This is a genomic window from Streptomyces sp. NPDC047974, from assembly GCF_040653375.1.
Taxonomy (GTDB): Bacteria; Actinomycetota; Actinomycetes; order Streptomycetales; family Streptomycetaceae; genus Streptomyces.
In genome coordinates this window covers 74,758-100,342 of the sequence record NZ_JBEZNU010000009.1, presented here as the reverse complement: position 1 = coordinate 100,342, position 25,585 = coordinate 74,758, and the positions used below count along the sequence as shown (strand labels likewise).

Here is a 25,585-nt window from a genome sequence, read left to right as displayed (position 1 = left end):
TCAGGCGGAGGCCCGGTCGCCGATCCCGATCCCGGCCCCGTCCCCGTCCCCGTCCAGCGCGATCTCCGCCCACACCGTCTTGCCGTCCTCCTCGTACCGCACGCCCCACGCGTCCGCCAGCATCGAGCAGATGTGCAGGCCCCGGCCGCCCTCGTCGCCGGCGTTCGCGTGCCGCAGGTGCGGGGCGGTGGCCGCGCCGTCGCGCACCTCCACGGTGAGGGTGGACTCGCCCCGCAGCAGCCGGAGGGCGTACGGCGGAGCGCCGTGCCGCACCGCGTTGGTGACCAGCTCGCTGACGATCAGTTCGACGGTGAGCGGGTCCACCCCGAGGCCCCACTCCCGCACCCGCTCCTCGGCCGCGTGCCGGGTGGGCGCCACCGCCGACAGCTCGCCCGGCACCTCCCACTCGGCGACGTCCGCGGCCGGCAGCCGCAGTGTGCGGGCGACCAGCAGGACCCGCTCGGGCGCCAGCAGCGCCGCCAGGTCGTCCGCCATCGGGTGGGTGCCCCGGTCGGGCGCGGCCAGCGCCTGCGCCACCCGCGCCTGCGACGGGCCGCCGTCCGCGCGGGCGGAGGAGGCGAGGCACAGGGTGGTGCCCTCCGGCAGGAAGTGGGAGGCGCAGGCGAACGGCGGGCCGTCGTCGCCGAGGAGCGGCCCGTCGTCCACCAGGTCCGCGTCGAGGGAGCCGTCCGGCCGGACGGCGACGCACAGCGACGTCCCGGCCCGGGCGAGGTCGAGCCGCCCGGTCACCGGATCGTGCACGGCGATCGTGCAGCTCGCGGCCGGCTCGTCGGCGCCGTGCCCGTGACCCGCCGCGGGCCCCTGCTCCCGGGCGAGCCGTCGCGTCACCGTGTGCAGCCGGGCCAGCAGCTCGTGCGGGGAGAGGTCGAGTGTCGCCAGGCTGTACACGGCGGTGCGCAGCCGGCCCATCGTCGCCACCGAACTCAGCCCCGGCCGCTCCACCTGACCGACCACCAGCGCCACCCGCGCCCCCGGCAGTGCGATGACGTCGAACCAGGAGCCCGCGCCCGTGCCGCCGGGCCGGTGCCGCTGGGCGAGCTCCACGGCGTGCCGGGTCTCGCCGTCGGGCCGCAGCGGCCAGGACTGCAGGGCCGTCATGACCGTGTGCTCGCGGGTGAAGCGGAGCGCGTTCTCCAGACAGGTCGCCGTGTGCGCGGCGACGCCCTCGACGAGAGCGAGATCGTCCTCGGTGTACGGGTCGGCCCCCGGCGGACGCCGGAAGGCGACCGCCCCGAGCAGCTGCCCGCGCACGGCGAGCGGCGCCACGAGCCGCACCTCACCGTCCCACCGCCACAGTTCGGGACCGTCCGGCAGCCGCTCGCCGAACAGCCCGGGCAGCAGCACGGCCCCCGGCTCCGGCAGCGGCACACCGCCGTCCGCGTGCCCGGAGCCGCCCACGGCCGCGCACCGCAGCAGCGGCGTCTCGCCGGCGCGCCGCAGCTCCGGCGGCCTCCCGCGCAGCACCGCGTCCGTCAGCGCGACCACGACCGAGCCGGCGAAGCCGGGCGCGGTCACCTCGACGAGCTCGCGGGCGGTCCGCTCCACGTCGAGGGTCCGCCCGATCCGCTCACGGGCCTCGTAGAGCAGGGCGAGCCGCTGCTCGGCCAGGATCCGCGGGGTGACGTCCGTGACGGTCGCGACGAGTCCGATCGCGGGCCGCCGCGCGCCGTCCGGCCCCGGGGCGTACAGCGGGTAGAGGGCCACCGAGTAGACGTGCTCCCGGTCAGGGTCCTGCGGCGGACGGCCCCGTACCAGCACGTCGCGGGCCGGCGTCCCGCCGTCCAGGACGTCGCGGAGCACGTGCTCCTTGACCTCGACGCCGAACCGCCGGTACACCTCCGCCGCCGGCCGCCCGAGCACGTCCTCCTCCGGGACGCCCCGCATCGCGAACGCCGCGCCGGTCACCCGGACCAGCCGCAGCTCCCGGTCGAGCACGTGCACGCCGACCGAGGACTGCCGGAACACGGCGTCGAGGACGGCGTGGTCGAGCACGGACACCGCCACACCGCCCAGCGAGGCCGCCCCCTCCGGGCCGGGAGGGGGCGGGACGTCCTGGAACATGCTGCACCTGCCTGCCGTCGACACCCGGTCCAGGCCCAGTCTCGCCGCTCCGGGCGCCCTCCGCCTGTCGCGACTCCCGCCGACGCGCGGCGGGAGCCACCGCGAGGAGGACGTCACCGCGAGGCGGGTGTCACCGGGGGAGCAGGAGCAGCGCGTTGCCGAGGGAGCGCTGGCCGGTGCTGTCCGACGGCCGGTTGACGATCCCGGCGGGCGTCGCGAGGACGCTGGAACCGCCGCCGTCGAGGTTGAGGGCCTCGCGGGCGCCCAGGGCGCGCATCAGGCGGGCGGCGGCGTCGATGCTCAGGCCCTCGCTGACGCCGGGGTCGCGCCCGTCGGCGACGACGAGGAGCAGCCGCCCCTCGGAGTCCTTGCCGATCATGGACCGCGGGTTGGCGCGTACCGTCCAGTCGTACGTGAAGGACTGGTCGGCGCCGTCGCGGACGATGCCGTCGCCCACCGCGTTGACCGCCACCCGGCCCGCGCGGACCAGGGACGGGCCCACCTGGAGGATCGTCGTGTCGGGCCCGAGCGCGACCGGACGGCCCTGGCCGTCCCGTATCCGCTCGTCGAAGGAGAGGGTCGCGCCGACCCGCGCGGTGCGCAGCAGCCAGACGGCGCTGTCGCCGGTGGCCTGGAGCGTCGAGCCGCCGGCCGGGACGGCGGCGCCGCGCGTGCCGTGCACGGCCGTCACCCGGCCGCGGGCGTCGAGGACGGCCTCCGCGCCGGCGCCGGCCGGGGGAGCGCCCCACTCGGGGGTGAAGCGGACGAGTTCGCTGGCGTCGGTGCACTTGAGATCGTGCTGGGGGCGCTCGGTCGGCTGGTCGCCGCCGACCCCGCCGCAGTTCCAGACGTCTCCGGGGATCCGGTTGATCCCGTCGACCTCCGCCGTCTCGCCGCCGGCGGTCACCGTCACCCGGGTCGTGAAGGTGTCGACGGCGAAGGAGCGCCCGCCGCCGTCCAGCCGGACGCCGGCCCGTCCCTGGGTGGCGGAGCCGAGGACGCGGCCGTCCTTCACGTACATCCCGCCGGGCGCGCTGTTGTAGAACCATTGGCCGTTGATCCCGGCGACGGCGCCCGAGGCGCCGATCAGGTCCGTCAGCTTCTCGGTGCCCTTGAGCCCGGGGCCGTGGCCGGCCGAGAGGCGGCCGCCGAAGGCGTCGAGGTCGATCCGCAGGACGTGCACCCGCTGGGGGGCGTCCTCGTCGGTGCCGTCCTGGGCGGTGTAGCGGGTACGGGCGGTGAAGCCGGCGTCCTTGAGCCGTGCGACGAGCGCGGTCGCCCCGGCCTCGTCCGGGTGCCGCCCGGTCCGTACCGTCCAGCCGAGCACCCCCGCGCGGCGGTCCGCGTACGCCGGCGTGGTGATCCGCTCGACGCGCGCCCTGAAGCCGGCCGCTCCCAGGGCCTTCGCGACCCGCTGCGCGGTGTCGTGGGGTCCGAGCGCGAGCGGTGCGCCGGTCAGCGGGCCGTCGGGCCGGTGGGGGAGGTTCACCTGGACGGTCCAGTAGTCGTCCGCGTCCCGCTTGCCGTAGGTGAGGGAGGTGAGCGTCACGCCCGGTGCCGGGGTGCTGGTGACGCGGGTGGCCGAGTGGACGGCGTGGCGCGGGGCGGCGGCGGGTCCGGCGGCGCCGGGTGTGGCGGCCGCGGGGCCGCCGGGGCGGGCCTGCGCGAGGGGCACCGACGACCCGGTCGACAGGACCGCGGCGGCGACCAGGAGGAGGAGGGGCCTGCGCTGCATGGGAGTCCTTCCCGAGTGGGAACTGCCTGGATACCGAGGGAACAAGCCGTCAGTTACCGGACGGTGACGCGCAGTTCGACTCCCGTGGCAGAGCGGTGGAAGGTTCGGTTCCCCTCTCCTGGGTCCGGCTCGCGACGCGCGACGGACAGCCCCCGGCGGCACCGGCCCCGACGGGCCCGGTGCGCGGCCGTCACGCCCGCGCCGAACCCCGGCGGGGGCGGAGGCCCGCCCGGCTATCCTTCCGGTGTGGAGATCCCCTCATATGACGAAATCCGGGCGCTGCACCGGAAACACGCCCCCAGCGACGCCGCCTTCGCCCTCGTCTTCACCCACTGCGAGATCGTCGCCGCCATCGCCGAACAGCTCCTCGCCCGGCACGGCCGGGGCGTCGACGCGGACCTCGTCCGCGCCGGCTGCCTGCTGCACGACATCGGCGTCTACCGTCTCTACGACTCCGCCGGGCGCATCGACGGCGCCTCCTACGTGACCCACGGCGTCCTCGGCCACCGGCTGCTCGCCGAGGAGGGCCTCCCCGAGGCCCTCTGCCGCTTCTGCTCCTGCCACACCGGCGTCGGCCTCACCCAGGAGGACGTCCTCGCGCAGGGCCTGCCCATCCCGCCCGCCGACTACGTGCCCGTCACGCCCGAGGAGCGGATGGTCATGTACGCTGACAAGTTCCACAGCAAGAGCACCCCGCCCCGCTTCGTCTCCCCCGACACCTTCGAGACGAGGATCGCCCGCTTCGGTCCGGAGAAGGTCACCGTCTTCCAGGCCCTGCGCCGACTGTACGGGGACCCCGAACTCGACGCCCTGGCCGCCGCGCACGGACATGCCGTGACCTGAGTCGGCCCCGCTCAGACGGCGGCCGTGACGATCGTGACCACCGTCACCGCGGCCATCGCCGCCCGCATGTCCCGGATCGCCTCCCGCACGCCCTCGCCCGCCCACCGGCCCTCCGCGAGCTCTCCCATCCGCGCGGCGACCCCCTCGCGGGGCTCGCCGGGGAAGGCGATCCGGTCCAGCTTCGCCCCGTGCAGCAGGGCGATCAGCCCGGCCGTCCGCTCGTCCGGCGCGGCGCCGTCCAGGACCGCGGCCCGCAGCCGCTCGCGCAGCTCCCGCTCGACCGAGCCGTCCGCCTCCGGATACCGCCGGACCGGGAACAGGCCCAGGACCCGGCGCCTCTCCTCCACGACGAGCCCGCGCTCGCACAGCCGCGCGACCGTCGCGGCGGGCGCCTTCGCCTGGTCCTTCGTCAGCCACTCGGTCAGCTTCGGCGCCTTTCCCCGGCGCTCCGCCCAGGCCGCGAGCGTCGCGAGGCGCCCGTCGAGCAGTGCCTCCCCGGTGGGGCTCCCGTCCGTCACGGTCAGCCTCCCGCCGGCCACCGACACCCGCCCCGCGAGCGCCAGCTCCAGCAGGATCCCGCCCGCGACCGCCCAGGCCGCGGACTGCCGCTCCTTCGCCTCCCCGGACGCGTCGTCCAGGGACAGCAGCGTGATCTCCTCGGCGAGCGTGATCGACATCGACGTCCTTCCAGGTGGGGGCCGGAACAGGATCCGGTGGTGCTGCCCCGGAGGACGGTCTGACGCCCCGTCCGGTTCCCCGGAACCCCACCGAACGTCCGTACGGGGCCGTCCGGCGGGCCGTTGTCAGTGGCGGCTGTCACCCTGGGGCCATGGACAGGCGGAGCGAGAGGCCCGGCGGCGGGGGGAAGGAAGACGGCATGGGCGGGGACCGTGACGAGGAGCTGCTGCGAGGCCGGGTCTACGGCCAGGACCACGACGACCCGCGCCCCGGACCGCGCCCCGGGCGGGCCTACGCGGAACTGGTCGGCGGCCCGCTCGACGGGCTGCTGCTCGACGTGACCGACTGGACCGGCGAGCAGATACGCGCCGGCGCCGTCCTGGAGACGGAGCTGAGCCGCTACGGCGCGGAGGGCAAGGCGGTGTACGGTCCCCGGACCGGCGACCCGGCGCGCTTCGACTGGACCGGCGACACCCGCTGACGCCTCCGGGCACCCGGCACCCGCGCGCACGGCGCCCGGCACGCGGACCGGTGGGGCCCGGACATGCGAAAGGCGGGAGCTCCTCCCGCCATGTTCAAGATATAGCGCATGGGGGGCCTTGCGGCAAGGCCCCCCGGATGCCGCACAATCGCACACCTCACCCCCATCGCCTGCTGAAACGAGATTGCGCGCGTGCCCATGCCTCCGCGGACCACCGGCCCCTTCGAGCTGCCCGACCGTCTCGCCGCCAAGGCCGACCCGGCGCTGATCGCCGACGACGAGAAGCACTTCGCCGCCGTCGCCGAGAGCCTCGACCAGGCCGTCGCCGAACTCTCCGAGCGCCTCGACGCGGTCCTCCGCGCCCCCGGCGGCGTCGGCCGCGAGGCGATGGAGCGCGACCTGGAGGTCCACCGCCTCTCCGGCCGGCTGCGCGCCCTGCGCCGCTTCGGCCTCGACCTCTGCCTCGGACGGATCGTCTCCGCCGACGGCTCCGAACCCCTCTACATCGGACGCCTCGGCCTCACCGACAGCGCCGGGAACCGGCTGCTCGTCGACTGGCGCTCGCCCGCCGCCGAGCCCTTCTTCGCCGCCACCCACGCCCACCCGATGGACCTCGCCAGCCGCCGCCGCTACCGCTGGAACGGCGGCCGGATCACCGACTACTGGGACGAGGTCTTCACCGAGGGCGGCCTCGACGAGCACGCCGCCCTCGACGACCAGTCCGCCTTCATCGCCAGCCTCGGCACCAACCGCTCCGCGCGGATGCGCGACGTCCTCTCCACCATCCAGGCCGACCAGGACGCCATCGTCCGCGCCGGCTCGCGCGGCGCACTGGTCGTCGACGGCGGACCCGGCACCGGAAAGACCGTCGTCGCCCTCCACCGGGCCGCCTACCTCCTCTACTCCGACCCCCGGCTCGGCCACCGCCGCGGCGGCGTCCTCTTCGTCGGCCCCCACCAGCCCTACCTCGCCTACGTCTCCGACGTGCTGCCCAGCCTCGGCGAGGAGGGCGTGCGCACCTGCACCGTCCGCGACCTCGTCCCCGAAGGGGCGGCCGTCCGCCCCGAGAAGGACCCGGAGGCCGCCCGGCTCAAGTCCTCCGCCGCCCTCGTCCGGGGCATCGAGAAGGCCGTCCGCTTCTACGAGGAGCCCCCCACCGGGCCGACCCACGTCACGACCGACTGGGGCGACCTCACCGTCACGGCCGACGACTGGGCCGAGGCCTTCGACGCCCCGGGTCCCGGCACCCCGCACAACGAGGCCCGCGAGCTGATCTGGGAGGAGCTCGTCACCCTCCTGAAGGAGAAGACCCGCGGCGAGGTCCCCGACATCCTCTTCGAGCGCGCCCTGCGCCACGACCGCGAGCTCGTCTCCACCCTCGACCGTGCCTGGCCCATGCTGGAGCCCACCGACCTCGTCGGCGACCTGTGGACCGTCCCCGCCTACCTGCGCCTGTGCGCCCCCTGGCTCGACCGGGACGAGGTGCGCGCCCTGCAGCGGGCGGACGCCCAGGCGTGGACCGAGTCCGACCTGCCCTACCTCGACGCGGCCCGGCAGCGCCTCGGCGACCCCCGGGCCAGCGCCCGCAAGCGCCGCGAGAAGGCCACCCTGGCCGCCCGCAAGGAGCGCATGGCCGGCGTCATCGACAACATCGTGCGGGGCGACGACGACGGCGAGGGCGCCGTCACCATGCTCCTCGGCCAGGACCTCCAGGACACCCTCGTCGACGACGCCGGACTGCCCGTCGCCGCCGGCGACCCGCTCGCCGGGCCCTTCGCCCACGTCGTCGTCGACGAGGCCCAGGAACTCACCGACGCCGAATGGCAGATGCTGGTCTCCCGCTGCCCCTCGCGCAGCTTCACCATCGTCGGCGACCGCGCCCAGGCCCGCCACGGCTTCACCGAGACCTGGCGGGAGCGCCTGGAGCGCATCGGCCTCGACCGCGTCGAGACGACCTCGCTCAGCATCAACTACCGCACCCCGGAAGAGGTCATGGCCGAGGCCGAGCCGGTCATCCGCGCCGCCCTCCCGGACGCCAACGTGCCGACCTCGGTCCGCGCCTCCGGCCTCCCCGTCCACCACGGCACCGCCGACGAACTCGACGCCCTCCTCGACGACTGGACCGCCGGGAACGCCGACGGCGTCGCCTGCGTCATCGCCGCCGAGGGCCGGCTCCCCGCACTCGGCGACCGCCCCCGGGTCAGGGCGCTCACCCCGAGCCTCTCCAAGGGCCTGGAGTTCGACCTCGTCGTCCTCCTCGACCCGGAGGAGTACGGCGAGGGCGTCGAGGGCGCGGTCGACCACTACGTGGCGATGACCCGCGCCACCCAGCGCCTCGCCGTCCTCACCACCGCCTGACCCGAAGCGCGCCGGCGGGCCTGACGCTCAGGACGGCAGCCCGCCCCGCGCGATCACCCGTGCGTACCAGCGGGCACTGTCCTTGAGCGTCCTCCGCTGGCTCGCGAAGTCCACGTGCACGATCCCGAACCGCTTGCTGTACCCGAACGCCCACTCGAAGTTGTCCAGGAGCGACCACAGGAAGTAGCCCCGTACGTCCGCGCCGTCCTCGATCGCGCGGCGCACCGCCGCCAGATGCCCGTGCAGGTAGGCCACCCGCTCCGGGTCCCGCACCTGCCCGGACGGGTCGGCGTAGTCGTCGTACGCCGCCCCGTTCTCGGTGATCACCAGCGGCACGCCCGGCAGCTCGTCGCGCAGCCGGGCCAGCAGCTCGTACAGCCCGTCCGCGTCCACCGGCCAGTCCATCGCCGTCCGGGGCCCCGGCGCCGGCAGGAACCGCACGTGCCGCTCCGCGCCGCCCCACGGCGCCGGCGACTCCGAGGAGCCCGCCGCGACGACTGTGGGGGAGTAGTAGTTGAGCCCCAGCGAGTCGATCGGCGCCGAGACCGTCGCCAGGTCCCCGTCCCGTACGAACCCCCAGTCCGTCACCCGGGCCGTGTCCCGCACCAGGTCCTCCGGCAGCCGGCCCCGGAACACCGGGTCCAGGAAGATCCGGTTCGCCACCGCGTCGATCCGGCGCGCCGCGTCCAGGTCCTCCGCCGACTCCGTCAGCGCCCGCACCACGTGCAGGTTCAGCGTCAGCGACACCTCGGAGCCGGCCGGCAGCGCCTCCCGCAGCGCCCCCACCGCCAGGCCGTGCGCCAGGTTCAGGTGGTGCGCGGCGCGCAGCGCCTCCGCGTCGCTGGTCCGGCCCGGGGCGTGCACGCCGTTCCCGTACCCCAGGAAGGCGGCGCACCACGGCTCGTTCAGCGTCGTCCAGGTCGCGACCCGGTCGCCGAGCGCCGCCGCCGTCATCCCCGCGTACTCGGCGAACCGCTCCGCCGTCTCCCGGCGCGGCCAGCCGCCCGCGTCCTCCAGCTCCTGCGGCAGGTCCCAGTGGTACAGCGTCGCCACCGGCCGGATCCCCGCCTCCCGCAGCTCGTCGCAGAGCCGCCGGTAGAAGTCCAGGCCCTTCTGGAGCGCGGGCCCGCGCCCGGTCGGCTGGACGCGCGGCCACGCCACCGAGAACCGGTAGTCCGTCACCCCCAGCTCGCGCATCAGCGCCACGTCCTCGCGCACCCGGTGGTAGTGGTCGGCGGCGATGTCACCGGTGTCGCCGTTGCGGACCTTGCCCGGCGTCCGGCTGAAGGTGTCCCAGATGGACGGCGTCCGGCCGTCCTCCGTGGCCGCGCCCTCGATCTGGTACGCGGCGGTGGCGGTGCCCCAGCGGAAACCCTCCGGGAAGCGGAGCGTCGCGGAGGACTCGGGGCGTGCGTCGACAGCGGTCATGAGGAGGCAACTCCAAGAAGATGAGGGAGGGACGAGGAAGACAGGGGGGCTCAGCCCTTGACCGCGCCCTGCATGATGCCGCCGACGATCTGGCGGCCGAGCAGGCCGAAGACCAGCAGCACGGGCAGCGTGCCGAGCAGGGTGCCGGCCATGATCACGGATTGGTCGTGGACGTAGCCGCCGCCGAGCTGGCGCAGCGCCACCTGGACGGTCGGCTCCTGCGAGGAGAGCGCCACGATCGGCCAGAAGAAGTCGTTCCAGGCGGCCATGAAGGTCAGCAGACCGAGGACCGCCATGCCCGGCCGGGCGATCGGCACCACGATCGACCAGAAGATCCGGGCGGTGGACGCGCCGTCCACCCGGGCCGCCTCGATCAGCTCGTCGGGCAGCGACTGCACCAGGTACTGGCGCATGAAGAACACCCCGAAGGCGGAGACGAGTCCCGGCAGGATCACCGACTGGAGCTGGTTCACCCACTGGAGCTCCGCGATCAGCATGAAGAGCGGGATGACGCCCAGCTGCGGCGGGATCATCATCGTCCCCACCGTCACCGCGAGCAGCGCGCCCCGGCCCCGGAAGCGGAGCTTGGCGAAGGCGAAGCCGGCGAGCGTGCAGCACAGCACCGTGCCGACGGTGATCGAACCGGACACGATGAGGGAGTTGAGCAGCGCCTTGCCGATGTCCGCCTCGGCGAGCACCGCCTCGAAGTTCCGGATGAGATGCGGGCCGGGCACCAGCGAGGGCGGCACCTGGGCCAGGTCGGCGTTGGTGCGGCTGGCCGCGACGATCGTCCAGTAGAAGGGGAAGGCGGAGACGAGCACGGCCAGGATCAGCACGGCGTACGCGACCGGCCCGGCCTTCAGGGTCCGCCCGGCACCGGACCGGCGCCGCGGCCGGGAGGGCGTCCGCCGGGCGGGGGCGCGGACCTGGGCGGGCGGATCGGCGAGCGCGGTCATCGGCCGGCCTCCTTGCGGGAACGGCGGCGCGCGATCAGGGCGTTGACCCCGACCAGCACCAGGATCAGCAGGAACATCACCCAGGCGATCGCGGCGGCCCGGCCCAGGTGGAAGAAGCCCCAGCCCTGCTCGTACATGTACAGGCCGAGCGTCTGGTACTGGTGCGAGATGCCGCCCGACATGGACCCCTCGAAGAGCAGCGGCTCGCCGAAGAGCTGGGTGGCGCCGATCGTCGACACGACGACGGTGAAGAGGATGGTCGGCCGCAGCCCCGGCAGGGTGACGTGGAAGAACTGCCGCCAGCGGGAGGCGCCGTCCATCTCCGCCGCCTCGTACAGCTCCGACGGGATCGACTGCATGCCGGCGAGGTAGATGAGCGCGTTGTAGCCCGTCCACCGCCAGACGACGATCGTGGAGACCGCGATCTGCGAGCTGAGGGTGCCCGACTGCCAGTCGATCGGCCCGACGCCGACGAGGCCGAGGACGTAGTTGAAGAGCCCGAAGTCGCGGCCGAAGAGCTGAGCGAAGACGAGGGTCGCCGCGGCGACGGAGGTGGCGTACGGCAGCAGCATCGCCGTCCGCAGGAACGTCCGGCCACGGAGCCGGTGGTTGAGCAGGTGCGCCAGCGCGAGCGCCATCACCAGCTGCGGAACGGTGGACAGCACCCCGATCGTGAAGGTGTTGCGCAGCGCGGTCCAGAAGAACTCGTCGCCGAAGAGCGCGGTGTAGTTGCCGAGCCCGCGCCACTCCATGGCGCCGGGGTCCTGGAGTTCGACCCGGTGGAGCGACACGTACGCCGTGTAGACGAGCGGGAAGAGCCCGAAGGCGGCGAACAGGGTGAAGAACGGTGCGACGTACGTGTAGGGGGAGAGAACGCCCCACACACGCCGGAAGCCCGACGTACGAGGAACGGTGCCGGCTTTCGCCGGTGCGACGAGGGTCACGGTGCGGCCCTTCGGGAGACGGTTCGGAAGGATGACGACGAGCCCCTGGCGGGCCCGGCGCGTGGGCGGCAGGAGGCCCGCCGGTGGCCCTGCCGGGCCCTGCGGGTGGATCTGACGGGGCCCTGCCGGTGGACCTGACGGTGGCCCGGCCCCGCGGCCCCGCGGCCCCGGGCGGGCCGCCGCCCACGGTCCGGTGAGGCTGCCGCCGGACGCCTGCCCGTGGGCGGGGCGTGGGGGCGGTACCGGACGGTGGGGCCGGCCGGGAGGCTGCCCGTCGGACCGGGGCCCGTCGGGGAGGCTGCCCCCCGCCGGGGACCGGGGACCGGAGCCCGTCGGGCCGGAACCCGTCGGGCCCGTGGCCCGTGGGGCGGCACCGGCGGCGCACGGAGACCCGCCGGGTCCGCCGTTCGGGGCCGGCCCCCTTCGGGGCCGGACGTCGATCGACCGGACCCCGTCGGGGCGGCAGCCGCCTTCCGGCGGACCCCGCCGGACCCCGACCGGGCCCCGGCGGCGCGTCCCCGCCGGGACGGTCGTCCGTGCGGCCCGCCGGTGGGATCGGACCACCGGCGGGCGGTCCGGGGGCGGGAGCCGGGAGGGTTGTCCGTGGGCGCGCCCCTGCGGGGAACGGAACGTACTGTGCGGCGTCGGCCCCCGGCCCCTGGCCCCTGGTGTTCCCGGCCGAGCCGCCCGCTGCTGGACCCGGCCCCATCGGTACGGAGGCCCGGCGGCTGCGCGTCGGCCGCGGGTGCCCCGCGTCGGGCCGAGGGAGGTGGGGCCGTGGGCCGCCGGACGGATGGCGTCCGACCGCGGCCGAGCCCCCGAGCCGGGCGTCAGCCCAGGGTGTTCGCGACGCCCTTCTTCGCGTTCTCCCAGGCCTTCTCCGGGGCGAGGCCCTTGCGTTCGACCTCGCTCAGCGCGTTGGTGATCTGCTGGCTGATGTTCTGGTCGTGGACGCCGAGCACCTGGACCGGCGCCGCCTTCGCCGCGTCGCCGAAGATCTGTCCGATGGGCGCGCCCGAGAAGTACGGGTCCGTCGTGCCGGCGACCTCGGCGATCGCGCCGGTCGAGGACGGGAAGTTGCCCTGCTTGGCGAAGATCTTCGCCTGCTGCTCCGGCGCGGTGAGCCACTTCACCAGCTCGTACGCCTCCTTCTTGTGCTTCGCGGCGCGCGGCACCGCGAGGTAGGAACCGCCCCAGTTCCCGGCGCCGCCGGGCAGCGCGGCGATGTCCCACTTGCCCTTGCCGGTCTCGCCGGCCTGGCCCTTGATGTAGCCGAGCATCCACGCGGGGCAGGGGATCGTCGCGAAGGAGCCCGCGGCGAAGGCCTGGTTCCACTGCGGGGACCACTGGTCGAGCTTGGCGCTGAGCCCGGCGGAGCTCGCCTCGACGGAGGTCTCCCAGGCGGTCTTCAGGGCGGGGTTGGTCTCCCAGATCAGCGCCCCGGAGGCGTCGTAGTACCGCTCCTTCTCCTGCCCGATCATGATCGAGTAGAGGCTGCCGACGCTGTCGAGCCACGCGCTCTTCGCGGGGGCCTTGGCCTTGTACTGCTTGCCGAGCTCCAGGTATCCGTCCCAGGTGGACCACTTCTTCGCCAGCTCGGCCCGGTCGGTGGGCAGTCCGGCCTGTGCGAAGAGGTCGGTGCGGTAGCACATCGCCTCGGGGCCGACGTCGGTGCCGAGGCCCAGCACCTCTCCGTTCTTCCCGGTGGCGGCGGCCCACTTCGCCTCGGCGAACTGGCTCTTCAGCCCGTCGGCGCCGTACTTCCGCAGGTCCTCGAAGCGGTCGGCCTGCTGCTGGGTGACGGAGGCGATCCGGCCGACCTCGATGCCCTGGACGTCGGCGAGGCCGCCGCCGCCGGCGAGCCGGGTCTGGAGGGACTTCCAGTAGTCCGCCTCGTCCTCGGTGTCGGTCTGCTTGATGGTGACCTCGGGGTGGAGCTTCTCGTACTCGGCGTAGAGGCCGGCCTCCTTGTAGCCGAAGGAGCCGAAGAGGTCGACGGTGACGGTGACCTTGCCGCCGGGCTTGTCGGACGCGGTGTCGGAGCCTCCGGAGCCGCAGGCTGCGAGCAGGGAACCGGTGAGCACGACCGCTCCGATGCGGAGGGCTGCCTTGCCGGCGGCGCGGGTGATGGGCATGGACGGGCTCCCTTGGAGTCAGGGCGGATCGGGGCGGATCTCGGCGGATCGGGGTGGAGCGGGGTGGAGCGGGGTGGAGCACAGGAAGGGGGAAGCGGGAGGAACGGAGTGCTTCGGGTCCCGCCCGAGGCTGGCGAACGCGCTTGAGAGCGCTCTCAAGAACGGACTGGAGCGTGCCCCGACTCGCCCGTTCCCGTCAAGACTCGAAGGCGTAACGGCTCGGAATCGAGGGGTTCCTACGAGACCGCCGCTCCAACTCCGCTTTCGTTCGCCTCTCTTGACGCCCAGGTTTCGGGAGTTTTACGTTGCGCACTGCTGAGAGCGCTCTCAAGAACCGTCACACCCAAGAACGAACCCCCACGAATCCCTCCTTCGAGCCAACGAGGTGCTGTACGTGTCAGCTCCCCGCTCCCGACCGGCCGCGTCGCTGGTCCTCACCGCCGCCCTGGCGGCCGCCGGTCTCGTACCGGCCGCCGCCGGGTCCGCCTCCGCCGCCACCGTCCCCGTGGGCGCGGGCGGATACTCCGACACCCGCCCCGCCGGGACCTCGGGTCCCACCACCAACACCGGGACCCCCGTCACCCCCAAGGTGACCGCCGCCGCCAAGGACCGGCCCGTCCCCACCAACGACTGGTGGTCCTCGCTCGCCTTCCAGCGCTACGGCGACAACCCGTACTCGACCCCCATGTACGGGCATCCGCTCACCTACCAGGCCGTCGCCGGCGGCCTGGAGATCGGCTACCCCACCACCCCGGCGATCGTCGGAGACGGCCGCCAGTACGAGTTCCCCCACAAGGCCGACCTCACCCTCGGCCTCACCGGGCTCAACTCGCCCGACGCCAAGGCCGACGACTGGTCCGACTGGACCGTCACCCCGCTCTGGTCCGACGGCGCCCGCACCCTGCGCACCACCATCGGCCACGGCCTGCCCTACGTGTACGCCAAGGGCACCGGCGGCGACGCCCGGATCACCACCGCCGCACCGCCCACCGTCTTCGCCGACCAGGGCAACGTCCTCGGCATCACCGTCGCGGGCCACCACTACGCCCTCTTCGCCCCCACCGGCACCGACTGGAACGTCTCGGGCAGCACGCTCACGGCCGGCCTCGGCGGCAAGGACTACTTCTCCGTCGCCGTCCTCCCCTCCACCGACGCCCTCGCCACCTACCGGCGCTACGCCTACAGCTTCGTCACCGGCTCCCGCGTCGCCTGGTCCTCCTCCGGCGGCAAGGCCAACGCCACCTACACGCTGACCACCGAGGCGAAGGAGGGCACCGAGACCGGGACGCTCCAGGCCCTCTACCGGCACCAGTGGCTGAACTCCACCGACCCGCTCACCCCGTACACGTACGTCTCCCCGCGCGGCACCATGAAGGTCCGCGAGGGCCGCTCCTTCTCCACCAGCCGCAAGCAGGCCGCCGTCCTGCCCGGGCTGCCCGCCACCGGCGCCGTCGACCAGGCCCGGCTGCGCACCTATCTGAACGAGGTGGTGAACTCCGCCGACCCGTTCTCCGGAGCCACCGACACGTACTGGACCGGCAAGGCGCTCGGGAAGCTCGCCCAGCTGGTGCCGCTCGCCGAACAGCTCGGCGACACGGCGCTGCGCGACCGGCTCCTCGGCCTGATCAAGGGCCGGCTCCAGGACTGGTTCACCACGGGCGGCGCGAACGAGTTCTCGTACGACCGCACCTGGAAGACCCTGACCGGCTACCCGGCCTCCTACGGCAGCGACACCGAGCTCAACGACCACCACTTCCACTACGGCTACTACGTGTACGCCGCCGCCGTCGTCGCCCAGTACGACCAGGCCTGGGCCGCCGACTCCGCCTGGGGCGGCATGGTGAAGACCCTCGTCCGCGACGTCGCCAACCCCAGCCGCACGGACACGGCCTTCCCCTTCCTGCGCGGCTTCGACGTGTACGCCGGACACAGCTGGGCCTCCGGCCACTCCGGCTTCGCGGCCGGCAACAACCAGGAGTCGTCCTCCGAGTCCACCAACCTCAGCGCCGCCCTCGTCCTGTGGGGCGCCGCCACCGGTGACGCCTCCCTGCGCGACCTCGGCGGCTACCTCCTCGCCACCGAGTCCGACGCCATCGGCCAGTACTGGTTCGACGCCGACCAGCAGGTCTTCCCCGGCTCCTTCGGCCACGACACCGTCGGCATGGTCTGGGGCAGCGGCGGCGCGTACTCCACCTGGTGGACCGCCAACCCCGAGGAGATCCACGGCATCAACACCCTCCCGGTGACCGCCGGAAACGCGCTGCACATGGGCGCCTACCCGGGCGCGATCCGGCGCAACCTCGCCGAGATGGAGCGGGAGAACGGCGGCCCGGCCGTCGAATGGCGCGACATCCTGTGGGAGTTCGAGTCGCTCGCCGAACCGGCCCGCGCCAAGGGCCGCTTCGACGCCGTCGGCGGCAACTACACGCCGGAGGCGGGCGAGTCCCGTGCCCACACCTACCACTGGCTGACCGTCCTGGACGCGCTCGGCGCCCCCGACGCGAGCGTCACCGGCTCCGTCCCGACCTCCGCCGTCTTCCTCAAGGGCACCGAACGCACCTACGCGGCCCACAACTTCGGCTCCGCGCCGATCACCGTCACCTTCTCCGACGGCAAGTCCCTGGCCGTACCCGCACGTTCGACCGCCACCGGCAAGGGAACCACCGGCACGATCCCCTGCGGTGAGCCCGGCGGGCCCGCCTGCCCCGACCCGGGCACCGGCGACACCTTCCGGCTCGCCTCCGGCGGCACCCTGACCACCGCCACCGACACCACCGCCGGCAGCGACACCATCGCCTCCGCCGGCGGCGCCAACCACGACGGCACCCCGCACCAGCCGCTCGTCTACGTGGCGCGGAACGTCACCGGCACCCTCACCCCGGGCGCCGCCACCGCCTTCCGCCTCGCCGTGGACGCCGGCACCAACGTCGGCCTCGGCCAGCAGGTCCGGGTCAGCTACGACCTGACCGGCGACGGCACCTTCGAACGCACCGAGACCTACCACTACTTCGCCACCGACCCGGTGGCCGGCTGGGAGCGCTACGACCAGAACCGCGGCCTGAAGTCCGCCACCGGCACCCTCGGCGACCTCCGCGGCGGCACCGTCCGCGTGGAGCTGTGGAGCGCCATCGGCAACGGCCCGTCGACCGTCCGCACCGGCACGGACGACTCGGTCCTGGTCATCCCCTTCGACTGACGGGGGCGCCGGGCCTCACGCCGAGGCCCGGCGCACCAGCGTCGTCGGCGTGATCAGCGGGTCCGGGGCGGATGCCCCGGACCCCTGTTCGTTCAGCAGCCGCATGAGCAGCCGCACCATCAGCCGCCCCATGCCCTCGATGTCCTGCCGGACGGTCGTCAACGGCGGGTCCGTGCGCTCGGCGATCGACGCCACGTCGTCGAAGCCGACCACCGCGACGTCCTCCGGCACCCGCAGCCCCCGCTCCCGCAGCACCCGCAACGCGCCCGAGGCCATCAGGTCGTTGGCGGCGAACACGCCGTCCACGTCCGGACGCCGGTCGAGGAGTTCGGCCATCGCCCGGGCGCCGCTCTCGGCCGTGAAGTCGCCGTGGCCCAGGAGGGCGGGGTCCGGGTCCCCGAGCGCGTCGCGGTAGCCGTCGGCGCGGTCCACGGCCGAGGTCTGGTCGCGCGGCCCGGCCAGGTGCGCGACGGTCCGGCAGCCCCGGTCGACCAGGAGCCGGACGGCCTCGCGCGCCCCGCCGCGGTTGTCGCAGTCGACGTACGGCATGCCGGGGCCGGTCCCGTCCGTCGGCCGGCCGCCGAGCACCGTCGGGATCTTCGCCCGGCGCAGCACCGCCGCCAGCTCGTCCTCGTCGTGCAGCGAGAAGGCGAGCGCCCCGTCCACGTGCCCGCCGCCGAGGTACCGCGCGATCCGGTCGTGGTCGCCCGGGCTCTCCACCCACAGCAGCACCAACTGCGAGTCGTGGGCGGTCAGTTCGCGGCTGATGCCGCGTACCTGCTCCTGGAAGAAGGGGTCGGAGAAGATCCGGAACTCGGGCTCCGCGATGACCACCGCCACCGCGTCGTTGCGCCGGGTGACCAGGGTGCGGGCCGCGAGGTTCGGGACGTAGCCGAGCTCCTCCACCGCCTGCCGCACCTTGTCGACCAGTGGAGCGCGGACCCCCGCGCCGCCGTTGACGACCCGCGAGGCCGTGGCCCGCGACACCCCGGCTCGGGCCGCGACGGCCTCCAGGGTCGGGCGCGCCCCCGTCGTCTGCTCGGCCACGTCGGCCCCCTTCGTCTGCTCGGACCGAGTCAGGATATCCGTACCGGCGCGGCGCTTGAGAGCGCTCTCTGGATCGCTCTCCTGATCACTGGCGGGCGACGGAGGGAGCCACTCCCCGGCCGGGGGACGGGGCTCACTCCCCGGCCGGGGGGACAGGGGCTCACTCCCGGGCGGGGGACAGGGCTCACTCCCGGGCCGGGGCGAAGGAGACGAGACGGGGCTGCCGCTGGGCGTCGTCGCCGCTGACGCCGGCGGGCATGGTGACGATCCTCCCGCCGACCTGGAGGACGCGGCCCGCCATCGTGCTGTACTCGGCCTCGGCGGCGGCCGCCGGGTGCCGCAGCAGCACCTTCTCGGTGCCGGCCCCGCCCTTGTCGAGGACGAAGGTGCGGCCGGGGCTGCCGGGGGTCGCCGACTCGTACACGAGGGTCCCCGACGCGGAGGGGGAGCCGACCGGCGTGAGGGTCCTGCCGTCGTGCGCCCGGATCCCCCAGAGGAGCTTCCCGGTCGCCAGGTCGTAGGCGCCGACCCGGTCCGTACCGCCGACGTGGACGAGGCCGTGACCGACGACGATGCCCGGGCAGGGCTGGAGGCCCGCGTCGATGCCGACCTGCGCGCAGTGCTCGAAGCCCTTGGGGCGCGGGTCGATGGTGCGGCGCAGCTCGCCCCGGGGGCCGAGGGCGACGATCCGCCAGTCGGCGGTGAGTCGTTCGTTGTCGATCGAGGTGTACACCACCGGGTCGACCGAGACCATCCGCTCCACCCGCCGGCCGGCCGGGGTCCGGTGACGCCAGCGCACGGCGCCGGTGCGCGGATCGAGCTCGCGGAGCTGGGAGTACCGCTTGCCCCGGTCGACGTCGAGCGCGCAGCCGGCGCCGACGAGGAGCCTGCTGCCGCCTGCCACCTGGTCGGGGTGGCAGCGGCCCGGGTCCTCGGTGGGGATCGTGAAGAGCCGGGACCCGTCGGAGACGCGGAAGGCGGCGGCGCCCAGGCCTTCGGCGACGGCGAGGGTGTCCCCGCTGATCGCGGTGTGCACGATGACGGCGGGCGTGTCGCGGGCGGGGTCCCGCAGCAGCTCCTTCGTCCAGCCCGCCTTCCCGGTCCGCAGGTCGATCATCCGGAACCGGTCGCAGCGCGCGCCCCGTTGGGCGCCGCTGGTCGCGAGGACGAGGACGATCCGGCCGTCCGGGGTCGTCTGCTCCGGCGCCTCGCAGACCGGGGTGGGCAGGGTCAGGTTCCAGACCTCGGCGCCGTCCGAGAGCCGGTAGGCCGTGACCTCCCGGTACAGGGCCTGCACGATCGTGTCGCCGACGATCCAGGGTCCGTCGACGTGGACGGTGCGCCGGGGCAGGTCGGTGGAGTCCGTGGCGATCCAGGCGGCGGACTCGCCGGGGCGGCGGGCCGCGGCCAGCTCCTGGGCGCCGGGGACGCGGACCGGGCGAGGGGTGCGGAGCGCGGGCTCGGGGGAGGCCGTCCCGGAGGGTGGAGCGGGGCTCTCCTTCGCGTCCGCCGGCAGCGGCCGCTCGCCCCCGGGCCCGTATCCGTACCACCCGGCTCCGGCCACCGCGGCGACCAGCAGCGCCAGGCAGACGGCGAGCGCGGTCAGCCCGCGGTCGCGCCGGGAGCGGGGGACCGGGGGAGGAGGCTGCCGCCCCGGGGGATACCAGGACGGCGGTGTGTGCGACATCGGGGTCCCCCTGTGGATCACCGGCGGTTCGGAGAAGAATTCTAGAACGATGTTCTGTTTTGGCCGTAGCATAGCGGCGCCGGGCGACGGCACGGACGGACGGCGCCGACTCGCGGCACGGGCGGACGGCCCGGACGGCACGGGCGACACAGACGACACCGACGCGGGACCGGGGGCGACGATGGTGCGGAGCGACGCCGAACACGGCGGCTACGAACAGCTCATGAGGGAAGCGGCGGTACGGGAACGGCTCGGCGCCCATCGCGGCGGCCACGCCTCCTCCGCGCCGGCGCGCCGTCGCGGCGCCCTCGGGGTCGCGGTCCTCGCCGCGATCCTCGCGGCGGCCGTCGTCGCCGCGCTCGCCGGCGGCTACGGCCCGCTCGCGATGGTCCCCGGATTCCCGCTCGTCCTCTGCCTCTTCGCCCTCCTCGGCCACCTCCTCTTCGGCGGCCGCACCGGCGACGCGCGCCTGGAGCAGTACGAGGGCGGGCTCGTGGTGCACCTCAAGGGCCGGATCCGGGTGGTCCGTTACGCCGACACGAAGGTCCTCGACAACACCGTCCGCCGCACCCAGTACGGACGGACCCTCTCGGTCGCGTACTCCTTCGGCCTCACCGACACCGAGGGGCGCAACCTCGTCGTCGGCAGTGTCTTCACCGGCGGAGAGGTCTGGGGTCCGCTGTTGCGCCAGGACTCCGCCCGCGCCCAACTGCCCGGCGCTCTCGCCCGCCTCGACGCCGGCGAGCGCCTCGACTTCGGCCTGGTGTGGCTGACGGCCGACGAACTGGGCTCGGGCCGGGCCTCGGCGCCCTGGCGCACGGTCCACGGGGTCCAGTTGGCGGACGGCACCCTCACCGTTCGGGCCGAGGGCCGGCGCGGGCCGCTGTTCGTCGCCCCCACGCGCTACCTCGCGAACACCCCGCTGCTCCTCACGCTGATGGAGACCCTGCGCGTGCGGTGAAGAGGAACCGGACGACGACCGCGCGAACTGCCTTACCTCGCCCCTTACTTCAACTCTTGACGCAAGAGGGTCGAGACTTCTAGCTTCTCGGTGCGCGCAGCCCTGTTCTCCCCCACCCGGGCCCGTCCTCCGGCGGCCCGGCGAACTCCGAGGAGCGTGTCCTTCCCATGCGCAGAAGTCGATTCTCCGGGCGGGCCCTGGCCCTGACGGCCCTCACCGCCGTGCTGTCCGCCCTGTTCGCCGTGGCGCCAGCCGAGGCCGCCGAGGGTTCCATCACCGGACTCGCCGGCAAGTGTGTCGACGTGGCGGCGGCGAACAGCGCCAACGGCACCGCCGTCCAGCTCTACTCCTGCAACGGCACGAACGCCCAGCGCTGGTCCAACCCGGGAGACGGCACCCTGCGTGCCCTCGGCAAGTGTCTCGACGTCGTCGACCGGGGCACCGGCGACGGCGCCTCTGTCCAGCTGTGGGACTGCAGCGGCGGCGCGAACCAGCAGTGGGTGGTCACCGCCGCCCGCGACATCGTCAACCCCGCCGCGAACAAGTGCCTGGACGTCCGCAACAACAACAGCGCCGACGGCACCCGGCTGCAGATCTGGAGCTGCACCGGCGCGGCGAACCAGAAGTGGAACGCGCCCGGGAGCGGTGGCGGCACCCCCGCCCCGTCCGGATTCGTGGTCACCGAGGCGCAGTTCAACCAGATGTTCCCGAACCGGAACCCCTTCTACACGTACGCGGGCCTGGTCGCCGCCACCAAGAAGTACCCGGCGTTCGCGGGCACCGGCAGCGACACGGTGAAGAAGCAGGAGGCCGCGGCCTTCCTCGCCAACGTCAACCACGAGACCGGCGGCCTGGTCCACATCGTCGAGCAGAACACCGCCAACTACCCGCACTACTGCGACTGGAACCAGCCGTACGGCTGCCCGGCCGGGCAGGCCGCCTACTACGGCCGCGGCCCGATCCAGCTCTCCTGGAACTTCAACTACAAGGCCGCCGGCGACGCCCTCGGCATCGACCTCCTGAACAACCCCTGGCGGGTCGAGCGCGAGCCGGACGTCGCCATGATGACCGGCCTCTGGTACTGGAACACCCAGAACGGCCCCGGCACCATGACCCCGCACAACGCCATGGTCAACGGCGCCGGCTTCGGCCAGACGATCCGCTCCATCAACGGGTCCCTGGAGTGCGACGGCCGCAACCCGGCACAGGTCCAGAGCCGCGTCGACGCCTACCTCCGGTTCACCTCGGTCCTCGGTGTGGCACCGGGCGGCAACCTGTACTGCTGACGCCTCCGGGGAGGCGGGGAAGGGCGGGTGCCGGATGGACTCCGGCACCCGCCCTCCCCCGGTGTGCTCAGGCGGTGGCGTCGAGGACCGCGCGGAAGCGGGCCCGGCCGGTCAGCATGTGCTCGTAGGCCTTCGGTGCCTCGGAGAGCGGGAAGAGCTCGATGCTCGGCCTGATCCCGTGGGCGGCGCTGAAGGCGAGGCTGTCCTCGTTCTCGACGGGGGTGCCGGTCAGGTGGCCCTGGACGGTGCGGGTGCCGATGATCAGCTCCCCGGTGTCCACCTGGACCGGGTCGGCCGCGGCGCCGAGGACCAGCAGCCGGCCGCGCGGCGCGAGCCCCGCCACCAGGGGGCCCATCGAGGCGCCGGAGGAGGCGGTGGCCAGGACCGCCGCCGCGCCGCCCAGCTCCTGGAGGGCCTCGGCGACGTCCTGCGCGGTGCTGTCGACGTAGTCATGGGCCCCCAGCTCGCGGGCCGCCGCCTCCTTGTCCCGGCCGCGGCCGATAGCAACGACGCGGTGCCCGAGCGCGCGGGCGTACTGCACCGCGAGGTGCCCGAGGCCGCCGATGCCCTGCACCGCTATGAGCGAGCCCGGCCGGGCCCCGCTGCGCTGGAGGGCCGTGAACGTGGTCAGTCCGGCGCACAGCAGCGGCGCCGCCTCGGCCGGCGGCACGCCGTCGGGGACGCGGACGAGACCGCTGGCCCGGGCGTACGCCACCTCCGCGTACCCGCCGTCGATCGTGGTCCCCGTCTGCTCCTGGTCCCGGCAGCTCACGAAGTCGCCCCGGCGGCACGGGTCGCACTCCCCGCAGTGCCCGGCGAGGAAGCCGATGCCGACGCGCTCGCCGGTCCGCCAGGCGCGGACGCCGGGACCGACCGCGTCGATCACGCCGACGATCTCGTGCCCGGGGACGATCGGCCGCGTGGGGTCGGCGCGCATGCCCTCGGCCGCGAGGACGTCGGTGTGGCAGATGCCGCAGAACTCGACCCGGACCCGGACCTGGTTCGGGGCGGGGTCGACTAACTCCCGGTCGACGAGGCGGAAGTCCTGGGAGCCGGTGACTTCGACGGCTCGGTAGGTGTCCATGTGCTGCTCCTCGGGTGGACCGAAGGTTCGGTCGTCGGTGATGCGGTCGTCGGTGATGTGGTCGTCGGTGGTTCGGATGGCGACGGTTCGAGGGTCAATATGAACGTCCGTCTTGGATTCGGCAAGCTTGGATCCTGGGGGTTCGGTCGAGGCAAGTGGGCGCAGGCCAGGGGTGATTGACGCTCAAGACGACCGTTCATATTCTGGGGCGGGGAGAGCGAGGGGAGTGCGGCAGTGGCCAGGCCCAGCGTGCGTGAGCGGTTGGTCGAGGGCGCCGTGGAGTGCTTCCACCTGCACGGGTTCAACGGCACCGGCATCCAGGACATCGCCCGTGCGGCCGGAGTCCCCAAGGGGTCGGTGTACAACCACTTCGCGAGCAAGGAGGACCTGGCCGCGGAGGTCCTGGAGCGCTACGCCGCCTCCCGCGACCTCGCCCGCCTCGACGACGGGACGCTCGCCCCCCTCCCGCGGCTGCGGGCGCACTTCGTCTACCTCGCCGACGACCTCGCACGCTTCTCCTTCGAACGGGGCTGCCTCTTCGGGAACTTCGGCGCCGAACTCTCCAACCAGAGCGACCTGCTCCGCGGCCGGGTGGAGGCAGGCCTCGCCACCTGGACCGAGGCCGTCGTCCGCGTCCTCGGCGAGGCCCGCGCCGCGGGCGACCTGACCGGACCGCTCGCCCCCGAACGGCTGGGGCCGTTCCTCGTCGAGGCATGGGAGGGCGCCGTGCTCCGAGCGAAGGTCACCCGGGACCGGGCCCCGCTCGACGACTTCTTCGCGGTCCTCGACGCGCTCACCGCCTGACGTACACCCGCCGTGCCGCGTTCACCCGTGGTGGTGGTCGCGGCCCGTACCGTCCGTCCGTCCCTCCCGCGTGCGGCAGCGTGACCGTCATGAACGCCCGCCGCGCCGTGCTCCCCCTGCTCACCGCCCTCCTCGTCGGCGGCTGCGTCGCCCTCCCGGAGCGGGCCGCGCCGCCCGCCCCGCAGCCTCCGGGAACCAGGCCGCCCGCGCTCGCGCCCGCCGCCCAGCGACCCCCGTCCGCCCTGCCGGAGCAGCCGGATCCGCCCGTGGAGGCCGAACCCCGGGAGGAATTGGCGGAGGCGGAGGCGGGAGCGGAGGCGGAGGCGGGAGCGGAGACGGAGGTCGAGCCCCGGGAGACCGGCCCGGGAGCCGTTCCGCCTCCCGCACCCCGTCCCGTGCGGCCTCCCGCCACCGTGCCGCCTTCCGCGTCCGTTCCGCGCCCGGCGCCCCGCACGACGACCCCCCGCGCCACAACCCCCCGCCCGTCGGCGCCGACGCGCACGCCCCGGGCCCGCGCCGCGACCCCGCCCCGGGAACCCGCGCCCGCCACCCGCCCGGCGGCGGGGGAGCGGCTGCCCGAGATGCGGAACCTCTGCCGTGAGGCGCGGCGGATCGACGCGCCCATGGGGGCGGCGGACCTGTGCCGGAGCATGTACGGGAGCTGAGGGCGCCGCCTTCCACGTGCTCGTCGTCACGGCCCTCCTCCTCGGCACCGGCCCCGTCGGCCGGCTCCTCCTCGGCGCCGCCTTCGCCCTGGCCGGCGCCGCCGCCGGCCCGGTGGCCCGCCGGGCCTCCCGGACGCGACCCACGGACGCCCGGGCCGTCCCTTCCGGATCCTGAAGAAACGGCCCGGGCCGGTACTCAGCCGTGCGCTCCGGCCTCCCTGAGGAGGGTGAAGCCGGGGCGGTCGACGGAGGCGGTCGTGGCGGCCAGGACCACCGCGCCGGTGCCGGACGCGCGGTCCAGGCCGAGCCAGGAGCGGAAGCCGCCGGTGCCGCCGTCGTGCATCGTGACGGTCAGGCCCGCGACCCTCAGGGTGATCCAGGCCGCGCCGATCCGCGTCCCCGGGGTGAAGCGCACAACGGGGTCGAGCGCGGCGATCCCCGGCGCCGTGCCGTCGAGCAGGGCGGCGGTGAGGCGCGCCATGCTGCCGATGTCGGCCCGGATCCCGCCGGCCGGCCCCAGCGCCTCGCCCGTCCACGGCTCGCGCGGCCGGCCGCGCCGGGTGGTGCCGGTGAGCGCGTCCGGCCGGAGCCCCGCCGGTCCGGCCGGGAGGTAGAAGGGGTCGAGACCGAGCGGGGTGCCCACGCGGTCGGCGACCAGTCGCTCGTACGACGTCCCGGCGGCGACCGCCAGTGCGTGCCCGAGGAGTTCGAACCCGAGGTTGGAGTAGCGGGGCCGCCGAGAGCGGAGCCGTACCGCGCGCGCCTGGTCGACCAGCTCGACGACGGACTCGCCGTACGGGTTGGTGCCGTGCCGCCAGAGCGCGAACGTCCGCCGCCACGGCCGCGCCGCGCCGGGCACCCTCGGCAGCCCCGACCGGTGCGTGGCCAGCGCCCCCAGCGTCACGCCGCCGGCCGCCACGTCCGCGAGGGGCAGCAGCGAGCCGAGCGCCGTCCGGGCGGTGACCTCCCCGCGCCTCAGCGCGTCCGCGTACAGCAGCCCGGTCACGCCCTTCGACACCGACCCGATCTCGTAGTCGGCCCCGAGCCCCGCCCCGACCGAGGCCACCGTCGTGCCCCCGGGCCCCACCACCGCCGCGGCGGCCGCGAACCGCCCGCCCGTCAGCTCCCGCAGCCGCCCCGCCAGCCGTTCGTCGCCGTGCTCCCCGGCCGCCCGCTCCCCGTCCATGCGGCCACCCTAGGAGCCCGCACGGCGGC

20 protein-coding genes are annotated in these 25,585 nt (G+C 74.5%); 9 read left to right on the top strand and 11 right to left on the bottom strand.

Features of this window, described 5'->3' with window-relative positions; genetic code table 11:
* Both AB0E19_RS15335 and AB0E19_RS15330 read right to left on the bottom strand, forming a co-directional pair.
* Positions 1 to 2,082, bottom strand: coding sequence for a SpoIIE family protein phosphatase (locus tag AB0E19_RS15335; RefSeq protein WP_362179009.1), 2,082 nt, complete (start codon positions 2,080 to 2,082; stop codon positions 1 to 3).
* A gap of 130 nt (positions 2,083 to 2,212) precedes the next feature.
* Positions 2,213 to 3,817, bottom strand: a complete 1,605-nt coding sequence (locus tag AB0E19_RS15330; RefSeq protein ID WP_362179006.1) for a phosphodiester glycosidase family protein — start codon at positions 3,815 to 3,817, stop codon at positions 2,213 to 2,215.
* Between the two features lie 246 nt (positions 3,818 to 4,063).
* Here AB0E19_RS15330 and AB0E19_RS15325 point away from each other — a divergent pair, with 246 nt between their 5' ends.
* Positions 4,064 to 4,660: an HD domain-containing protein gene (locus AB0E19_RS15325; protein WP_362179003.1), complete on the top strand. Its 597-nt coding sequence runs from the start codon at positions 4,064 to 4,066 to the stop codon at positions 4,658 to 4,660.
* An 11-nt stretch (positions 4,661 to 4,671) separates the two neighbouring features.
* Here AB0E19_RS15325 and AB0E19_RS15320 read toward each other — a convergent pair whose 3' ends face one another.
* A complete protein-coding gene (locus tag AB0E19_RS15320) occupies positions 4,672 to 5,337 on the bottom strand; it encodes a GPP34 family phosphoprotein (RefSeq protein ID WP_362179000.1) in 666 nt (221 codons plus the stop codon).
* A gap of 200 nt (positions 5,338 to 5,537) precedes the next feature.
* On the opposite strand from AB0E19_RS15320, the gene AB0E19_RS15315 reads away from it, so the two are divergent.
* The gene (locus AB0E19_RS15315; protein ID WP_362178997.1) at positions 5,538 to 5,819 is read left to right on the top strand and encodes a hypothetical protein; all 282 of its coding nucleotides are present in this window, start codon (positions 5,538 to 5,540) and stop codon (positions 5,817 to 5,819) included.
* Between the two features lie 198 nt (positions 5,820 to 6,017).
* On the top strand, positions 6,018 to 8,177 hold the full coding sequence (gene helR / locus AB0E19_RS15310) for an RNA polymerase recycling motor ATPase HelR (RefSeq protein ID WP_362179449.1): 2,160 nt from the start codon (positions 6,018 to 6,020) through the stop codon (positions 8,175 to 8,177).
* A 27-nt stretch (positions 8,178 to 8,204) separates the two neighbouring features.
* Here helR and AB0E19_RS15305 read toward each other — a convergent pair whose 3' ends face one another.
* From AB0E19_RS15305 to AB0E19_RS15290, 4 genes are all read right to left on the bottom strand, one after another.
* On the bottom strand, positions 8,205 to 9,605 hold the full coding sequence (locus tag AB0E19_RS15305; protein ID WP_362178994.1) for a GH1 family beta-glucosidase: 1,401 nt from the start codon (positions 9,603 to 9,605) through the stop codon (positions 8,205 to 8,207).
* A 50-nt stretch (positions 9,606 to 9,655) separates the two neighbouring features.
* Positions 9,656 to 10,561: a carbohydrate ABC transporter permease gene (locus AB0E19_RS15300; protein WP_360599327.1), complete on the bottom strand. Its 906-nt coding sequence runs from the start codon at positions 10,559 to 10,561 to the stop codon at positions 9,656 to 9,658.
* The gene (locus AB0E19_RS15295) at positions 10,558 to 11,445 is read right to left on the bottom strand and encodes a sugar ABC transporter permease (RefSeq protein WP_360599889.1); all 888 of its coding nucleotides are present in this window, start codon (positions 11,443 to 11,445) and stop codon (positions 10,558 to 10,560) included. The genes AB0E19_RS15300 and AB0E19_RS15295 overlap by 4 nt, the downstream gene beginning before the upstream one ends.
* A gap of 890 nt (positions 11,446 to 12,335) precedes the next feature.
* Complete coding sequence (locus AB0E19_RS15290) at positions 12,336 to 13,640, bottom strand: extracellular solute-binding protein (protein WP_362178990.1); 1,305 nt, start codon at positions 13,638 to 13,640, stop codon at positions 12,336 to 12,338.
* A gap of 394 nt (positions 13,641 to 14,034) precedes the next feature.
* On the opposite strand from AB0E19_RS15290, the gene AB0E19_RS15285 reads away from it, so the two are divergent.
* Positions 14,035 to 16,836 carry a glycosyl hydrolase gene (locus AB0E19_RS15285; RefSeq protein WP_362178986.1) on the top strand — a complete coding sequence of 934 codons (2,802 nt, stop codon included), beginning with the start codon at positions 14,035 to 14,037 and terminating at the stop codon, positions 16,834 to 16,836.
* Between the two features lie 15 nt (positions 16,837 to 16,851).
* Here the strand turns inward: AB0E19_RS15285 and AB0E19_RS15280 are convergent, their stop codons facing one another.
* Together AB0E19_RS15280 and AB0E19_RS15275 are read right to left on the bottom strand one after the other, a co-directional pair.
* Positions 16,852 to 17,883, bottom strand: coding sequence for a LacI family DNA-binding transcriptional regulator (locus tag AB0E19_RS15280; RefSeq protein ID WP_362178982.1), 1,032 nt, complete (start codon positions 17,881 to 17,883; stop codon positions 16,852 to 16,854).
* A gap of 184 nt (positions 17,884 to 18,067) precedes the next feature.
* Positions 18,068 to 19,570, bottom strand: coding sequence for a PQQ-binding-like beta-propeller repeat protein (locus tag AB0E19_RS15275; protein ID WP_362178979.1), 1,503 nt, complete (start codon positions 19,568 to 19,570; stop codon positions 18,068 to 18,070).
* A gap of 181 nt (positions 19,571 to 19,751) precedes the next feature.
* Between AB0E19_RS15275 and AB0E19_RS15270 the strand changes: the two genes are divergently transcribed.
* On the top strand, positions 19,752 to 20,531 hold the full coding sequence (locus tag AB0E19_RS15270) for a DUF6585 family protein (RefSeq protein ID WP_362178977.1): 780 nt from the start codon (positions 19,752 to 19,754) through the stop codon (positions 20,529 to 20,531).
* A gap of 167 nt (positions 20,532 to 20,698) precedes the next feature.
* Positions 20,699 to 21,817 carry a glycoside hydrolase family 19 protein gene (locus AB0E19_RS15265; protein WP_362178975.1) on the top strand — a complete coding sequence of 373 codons (1,119 nt, stop codon included), beginning with the start codon at positions 20,699 to 20,701 and terminating at the stop codon, positions 21,815 to 21,817.
* 67 nt (positions 21,818 to 21,884) lie between these two features.
* Here AB0E19_RS15265 and AB0E19_RS15260 read toward each other — a convergent pair whose 3' ends face one another.
* The gene (locus AB0E19_RS15260; protein ID WP_362178972.1) at positions 21,885 to 22,901 is read right to left on the bottom strand and encodes an alcohol dehydrogenase catalytic domain-containing protein; all 1,017 of its coding nucleotides are present in this window, start codon (positions 22,899 to 22,901) and stop codon (positions 21,885 to 21,887) included.
* A 234-nt stretch (positions 22,902 to 23,135) separates the two neighbouring features.
* Here AB0E19_RS15260 and AB0E19_RS15255 point away from each other — a divergent pair, with 234 nt between their 5' ends.
* From AB0E19_RS15255 to AB0E19_RS15245, 3 genes are all read left to right on the top strand, one after another.
* Positions 23,136 to 23,705: a TetR family transcriptional regulator C-terminal domain-containing protein gene (locus tag AB0E19_RS15255; RefSeq protein WP_362178969.1), complete on the top strand. Its 570-nt coding sequence runs from the start codon at positions 23,136 to 23,138 to the stop codon at positions 23,703 to 23,705.
* A gap of 89 nt (positions 23,706 to 23,794) precedes the next feature.
* Entirely contained in the window at positions 23,795 to 24,370 is a 576-nt protein-coding gene (locus AB0E19_RS15250) for a hypothetical protein (protein WP_362178966.1), read from the top strand.
* A 16-nt stretch (positions 24,371 to 24,386) separates the two neighbouring features.
* Entirely contained in the window at positions 24,387 to 24,545 is a 159-nt protein-coding gene (locus AB0E19_RS15245) for a hypothetical protein (RefSeq protein WP_362178963.1), read from the top strand.
* A 21-nt stretch (positions 24,546 to 24,566) separates the two neighbouring features.
* Here AB0E19_RS15245 and AB0E19_RS15240 read toward each other — a convergent pair whose 3' ends face one another.
* Positions 24,567 to 25,556 carry a serine hydrolase domain-containing protein gene (locus tag AB0E19_RS15240; RefSeq protein ID WP_362178959.1) on the bottom strand — a complete coding sequence of 330 codons (990 nt, stop codon included), beginning with the start codon at positions 25,554 to 25,556 and terminating at the stop codon, positions 24,567 to 24,569.
* Between the last annotated feature and the right edge of the window lie 29 nt (positions 25,557 to 25,585).